The sequence below is a fragment of the Kitasatospora sp. MY 5-36 genome, from assembly GCF_001182915.1.
GTDB lineage: Bacteria > Actinomycetota > Actinomycetes > Streptomycetales > Streptomycetaceae > Kitasatospora.
Window position 1 is genome coordinate 1 of the sequence record NZ_LFVW01000669.1, and the last position, 5,994, is coordinate 5,994.

The following is a 5,994-nucleotide window of genomic DNA, read 5'->3' on the forward strand; positions in this document are numbered from 1 at the left end:
CTCGCGCCCCCGGCCCCGGCGGCGGTCCGGGTCGTAGCGCACCGCCAGGAAGACCAGGGCGGCGAGCAGCAGCAGCGGGAACAGCTGGCCGCCGTCACCCATCGAGGAGAAGAAGACCCCGGTGCCGATCACGGTCAGCAGCACCGCGCCGACCGACTGGCCGTCCACCCGCCCGGTGAGCACCCGCTGGAGCTCGGTGCGCCCGCCGCGGCCCTTGGCCCCGTCGTCGGTCGGGACGATCAGCCAGGCCAGGCCGTACAGGAACAGCCCGAGGCCGCCGGAGAGGCAGAGCACCACCGTGACGACCCGGAAGACCACCGGGTCGATGTCCAGGTGCCGGCCGAGGCCGCCGCAGACGCCGGCCACCACGCGGTGGTGCTCGGTCCTGGTCAGTGGCGGGCGGTCCGGTTCCGGCGGGGCGGCGGGCCCGGTTTCCTCGATGCGGGGGTCCTCGGTCATGGACACCATCCTTCCGGCAGAGGACCGCCCGGCCCAACCGGGTCGAGCCCTGTCCGTACCCTGACTTGTCCCTGATACGGGATGGGGACACACCCTGATGCGCCCGCGGGTGCCCGCGTGGAACCATCGGTGGCGTGGCAGCCCCCGGTACCGATCCCCGATCCATCGCCCCCGACACCGCGTCGTCGGCCGGCGCCGACCCGAGCGCGCCCGACGACGGGCGGCCGCCCTACCGCCGGCTCTACCGCAGCCCGCAGGGACGGATGCTGGGCGGTGTCGCGCACGGCCTGGCGGTGCACCTCGGGCTGCCGGTGCGGTGGGTGCGGATCGCCTTCGTCGTGCTGTTCTTCGCGCAGGGGATCGGCGCGCTGCTGTACGCCGCCTTCTGGTTCGTGGTGCCGATCGGCATCGGCGAGCCCTCGCAGCGCGCCGGCGCCCAGTGGGTGTACTTCAACGGGGCGTTCGTCCCGGCCTCGCCGGGGGTGCAGGGCGGCCTGCTGAGCAAGGCCGGCCAGGCCGGCGGCTGGGTGGGCCGGATGCGCCAGCTGCTCCAGCTCACCCTGCAGGGCGAGCCGGTGGGCGCCCCGGCGGAGGGGGAGGAGGCCGAGTCGGCCGGCAAGGCCGGGCAGGGCGGCCTCGGCCAGCTCGCCGCCCTGGTGATGACGGTGGTCGGCGTGATCGCCCTGCTCAACGTGCTCGGCTGGCAGACCGCCAAGCCGTACACCTGGCCGCTGCTGGCGATCGGCGTCGGCGTGGCGCTGGTCTGGCGGCAGGCCGACGACTCGCGCTGGCAGCGCTGGTTCGGCATCGAGGAGGGCGAGAAGCGGCGCGGCGCCTACACCCGGGTCGGCGCCGGCGTGCTGCTCGCGGTCGCGGGCACCATCGCGCTGCTCGCCATGCAGGGCAGCGGCTCCACGCTCGCCTCGGTGATCGAGGCCTCGCTCGCGGTGCTGGCCGGTGTGCTGGTGCTGCTCGGCCCGTACGGCCTGCGGCTCTGGCAGGACCTCGGGGCCGAGCGCACCGCCCGCATCCGCGCCCAGGAGCGCGCCGAGATCGCCGCGCACATCCACGACTCCGTGCTGCACACCCTGACCCTGATCCAGCGCCGGGCCGAGGACCCCAAGGAGGTGCTGCGGCTGGCCCGCTCGCAGGAGCGCGAGCTGCGGCTGTGGCTGTACCGCCCGGAGGCCGCCGCCGAGGCCGCGCCGGACACCATGGCGGAGAGCCTGCGGGCCGCCGTCGCCGAGGTCGAGGACCGGCACGGCGTCCCGGTCGAGCTGGTGATCGTCGGCGACTGCCCGATGGACGAGCGGATCGCGGCCCAGATGCAGGCCGCGAGGGAGGCGACCGTCAACGCGGCCAAGTACGGTGGCGGGGGACCGGTCCAGGTCTACGCCGAGGTCGAGGGGAGGACGGTGTCGGTGTTCGTCCGCGACCACGGCCCCGGCTTCGACCCCGACACGGTGCCCGAGGACCGGATGGGCGTACGGGAGTCGATCATCGGCCGGATGAAGCGCAACGGCGGCGCCGCACGGGTGCGGCCGGCGGCGGGCGGCGGCACCGAGGTCGAGCTGGAGATGGAGAGAACGAATGACTGAGGCAGCTCCGGAGCGCACGGCCCGGGTCGTGCTGGTGGACGACCACCGGATGTTCCGGACGGGGGTCAGGGCCGAGATCGGCCGCACCGAGGTGACCGGCATCGACGTGGTCGGCGAGGCCGACGACGTGGACTCGGCGGTCCGGGTGGTCGCCGAGACCAGGCCGGACGTGGTGCTGCTCGACGTCCACCTGCCGGGCGGCGGCGGCGTCGAGGTGCTGCGCCGCTCGGTCGGGGTGATGGGCGAGCAGGGCGGGGTGAAGTTCCTGGCGCTGTCGGTGTCGGACGCCGCCGACGACGTCATCGGCGTCATCCGCGGCGGCGCGCGCGGCTACGTCACCAAGACCATCACCGGCACCGACCTGGTGAACGCGATCTTCCGGATCGCCGACGGCGACGCGGTGTTCTCGCCCCGGCTGGCCGGCTTCGTGCTGGACGCCTTCGCCGCCACCGACACCCCGCCGGTGGACGAGGACCTGGACCGGCTCACCCAGCGCGAGCGCGAGGTCCTGCGGCTGATCGCCCGCGGCTACGCCTACAAGGAGATCGCCAAGCAGCTCTTCATCTCGGTGAAGACGGTCGAGAGCCACGTCTCCGCCGTCCTGCGCAAGCTCCAGCTCAGCAACCGCCACGAGCTGACCCGCTGGGCCACCGCCCGCCGCCTGGTCTGAGGCACCCCGGCGTCCTGGGGCGCCGCCACGGAGCCCGCCCGCCCCGGATCGTCCGGGGCGGGCGGGCTTGTCGGTGGGTGGCCATAGACTCGATGTGCCATGAGTAGCCTCTTTGACGACCTTCCGCTCCCCGGTTTCGAGGCACCCGCCGCCGGGTCGAAGCAGCCCGACGCGCCCGTCGACGCCATCGGTGAGGAGCCCCCGCCGTACGAGGAGGAGGCCCCGTACGACGCGTACGAGGAGGCCATCCCGGACGGCCTGTTCCAGACCGACCACGCCGCCGAGGCGGAGCGGGACGCCTGGTACCGCAACGGTGCCGCGCGGACGGTGGTGGACCCGGCGCAGCTGCTGGAGGGGATGAACGACCCGCAGCGCGAGGCGGTGCTGCACGCGGGCTCGCCGCTGCTGATCGTGGCCGGCGCCGGCTCGGGCAAGACCCGGGTGCTGACCCACCGGATCGCCCACCTGCTGGGCGCCCGCGGGGTGCAGCCGGGGGAGATCCTGGCGATCACCTTCACCAACAAGGCGGCCGGCGAGATGCGCGAGCGCGTCGAGGCGCTGGTCGGCCCGCGCGCCCGGGCGATGTGGGTCTCCACCTTCCACAGCGCCTGCGTGCGCATCCTGCGCCGCGAGTCCAAGCAGCTGGGCTTCACCTCCAGCTTCTCGATCTACGACTCGGCCGACTCGCAGCGGCTGATGTCGCTGGTCTGCCGCGACCTCGACCTCGACCCGAAGCAGTACCCGCCGAAGTCGTTCACGGCGAAGGTCAGCAACCTCAAGAACGAGCTGATCGACGAGGAGACCTTCGCCGACCAGGCCGCCAACCCGATGGAGAAGAAGCTCGCCGAGGCGTACGCGCTCTACCAGCGGCGGCTGCGCGAGGCCAACGCGCTGGACTTCGACGACATCATCATGACGACGGTGAACCTGCTGCAGGCCTTCCCCGACGTCGCCGAGCACTACCGGCGCCGGTTCCGGCACATCCTGGTCGACGAGTACCAGGACACCAACCACGCCCAGTACATGCTGGTCCGGGAGCTCAGCGGAGGATCCGTCGCCGCCGCGCCCAGGCGCACCGTGGACGGCGAGCTGGTGAACCCGGCGGCCGGGCGGCTGGCCGAGGTGCCGCCGGCCGAGCTGTGCGTGGTCGGTGACGCGGACCAGTCGATCTACGCCTTCCGCGGCGCGACCATCCGCAACATCCTCCAGTTCGAGGAGGACTACCCGAACGCGACCACGATCCTGCTGGAGCAGAACTACCGCTCCACCCAGACCATCCTGAGCGCCGCCAACGCCGTCATCGAGCGCAACGCCAACCGCCGCGAGAAGAAGCTGTGGACGGCCGGGGACCACGGCGAGAAGGTCGTCGGCTACGTCGCGGACGACGAGCACGGCGAGGCCCAGTTCATCGCCGACGAGATCGACCGGCTCACCGACAAGGGCGAGGCCAAGCCCGGCGACGTCGCGATCTTCTACCGGACCAACGCCCAGTCCCGCGTGTTCGAGGAGGTGTTCATCCGGGTCGGCCTGCCGTACAAGGTGGTCGGCGGGGTGCGCTTCTACGAGCGCAAGGAGGTCCGGGACGTCCTGGCGTACCTGCGGGTGCTCTCCAACCCGGAGGACACCGTGCCGCTGCGCCGGATCCTCAACGTGCCCAAGCGCGGCATCGGCGAGCGGGCCGAGGCGATGATCGACGCGCTGGCCTCGCGGGAGCGGATCTCCTTCGCCCAGGCGCTGGTGCGGGTCGACGAGGCGTACGGGATGGCCGCGCGCTCGGCCAACGCCGTCAAGAAGTTCAACACCCTGATGGCCGGACTGCGCCAGGTGGTCGAGTCGGGCGCGGGCCCGGCGGCGGTGCTGGAGGCGGTCCTGGAGGAGACCGGCTACCTGGCCGAGCTCCAGGCCTCCACCGACCCGCAGGACGAGACCCGGGTGGAGAACCTCCAGGAGCTCGCCTCCGTCGCCCTGGAGTACGAGCAGGACCCGGGCGAGCGGCCGGACGCCGACGAGGAGGGCACGCCGCCGGTCGGCTCGCTGGCCGACTTCCTGGAGCGGGTCGCACTGGTCGCCGACTCGGACCAGATCCCGGACGACGACGAGGACGGGCAGGGCGTCATCACGATGATGACCCTGCACACCGCCAAGGGCCTGGAGTTCCCCGTCGTCTTCCTGACCGGCATGGAGGACGGGATCTTCCCGCACATGCGGGCGCTCAACCAGGTCAAGGAGCTGGAGGAGGAGCGCCGGCTCGCGTACGTCGGGCTCACCCGGGCCCGCGAGCGGCTGTACCTGACCCGCTCGGTGCTGCGCAGCGCCTGGGGGCAGCCGGCCTACAACCCGGCCTCGCGGTTCCTGGAGGAGATCCCGGAGACGCTGGTGGAGTGGAAGCGCACCGGGGCGGCCCAGGCGCCGGTCCAGCGCGGCTACTCCTCGGGCTCGTCCTGGGGCAAGTCCTCGTCCGGGGGCGGGAGTTCGCGTTCCTCCTCGTCGGCCGCGGCGGCCAAGCCGAAGGCCGGCTGGGGGCAGTCGGCGCGGCGCGGCGGCCAGCTGGTGGAGCGCGAGGCCGTCTCGCTCGCGGTCGGCGACCGGGTCACCCACGACAGCTTCGGGCTGGGCACGGTGGTGGCCGTCACGGGCGTCGGCGACCGGGCGCAGGCCACCGTCGACTTCGGCACCGACGGGCGCAAGCAGCTGCTGCTGCGCTACGCGCCGGTGGAGAAGCTCTGAGCGGCGGAGCGGCTCTGCTCCGCGGAGCCGCTCCGACCCGCTAGCGCGGGTCCAGCCCGTTCGAGAGGAGCCAGGGCAGCGGGTCGATCGGCCCGTTGCCCTGCGGCCGGATCTCGAAGTGCAGGTGCGGGCCGGTGCTGTTGCCGCTGCTGCCGACGAAGGCGATCACGTCGCCCTGCTTCACCGGGCCCTTGCGCACCTTGTACGCCCGCAGGTGGCAGTACCAGGCCTCGGTGCCGTCGGGCATCTTGAGGATCGTCATGTAGCCGTAGAACGGGTTCCACTGGGTGCGGATCGTGCCGTCGGTCACGGCGTAGACCTCGGAGCCGCCGTCCACCGGGAAGTCGATGCCGGTGTGCCGGTTGGCCCAGTGGGTGCCGGCCTCGCCGAACAGTTCGCCGAGGCCGTGCCGGGCGACCGGCATGACCACCGTGGGCTTCACCGGTTCGGGGGCCGGCTCGGCGGCGGGCTGCGCGGTGGGGGCCTCGGTGGGCTGGGCGCCGGCCAGCGGCTGGCGGGCGTCGCCGCGCGAGGCCTGGG

At 73.1% G+C, this 5,994-nt stretch carries 5 protein-coding genes; 3 read left to right on the top strand and 2 right to left on the bottom strand.

Features of this window, described 5'->3' with window-relative positions:
• Positions 1–459, bottom strand: a 459-nt coding sequence (locus AE652_RS33150) for a PspC domain-containing protein (protein WP_049658369.1), incomplete at its 3' end; no start/stop codon positions are given.
• 134 nt (positions 460–593) lie between these two features.
• On the opposite strand from AE652_RS33150, the gene AE652_RS33155 reads away from it, so the two are divergent.
• From AE652_RS33155 to pcrA, 3 genes are all read left to right on the top strand, one after another.
• Positions 594–2,057, top strand: a complete 1,464-nt coding sequence (locus tag AE652_RS33155; RefSeq protein WP_369808352.1) for a PspC domain-containing protein — start codon at positions 594–596, stop codon at positions 2,055–2,057.
• Positions 2,050–2,727, top strand: a complete 678-nt coding sequence (locus tag AE652_RS33160; RefSeq protein WP_049658372.1) for a response regulator transcription factor — start codon at positions 2,050–2,052, stop codon at positions 2,725–2,727. Before AE652_RS33155 ends, AE652_RS33160 begins: the two co-directional genes overlap by 8 nt.
• A gap of 99 nt (positions 2,728–2,826) precedes the next feature.
• On the top strand, positions 2,827–5,454 hold the full coding sequence (gene pcrA / locus AE652_RS33165) for a DNA helicase PcrA (RefSeq protein ID WP_049658374.1): 2,628 nt from the start codon (positions 2,827–2,829) through the stop codon (positions 5,452–5,454).
• 40 nt (positions 5,455–5,494) lie between these two features.
• On the opposite strand, the gene AE652_RS33170 is transcribed toward pcrA, so the two are convergent.
• A partial coding sequence (locus AE652_RS33170) for a M23 family metallopeptidase (protein WP_049658375.1) occupies positions 5,495–5,994 on the bottom strand: 500 nt, incomplete at its 5' end.

Excerpts from the sequence above, each read along its gene's own strand:
- AE652_RS33160 (WP_049658372.1), top strand. The coding sequence starts at position 2,050 with ATGACTGAGGCAGCTCCGGAGCGCACGGCCCGGGTCGTGCTGGTGGAC.
- pcrA (WP_049658374.1), top strand. The coding sequence starts at position 2,827 with ATGAGTAGCCTCTTTGACGACCTTCCGCTCCCCGGTTTCGAGGCACCC.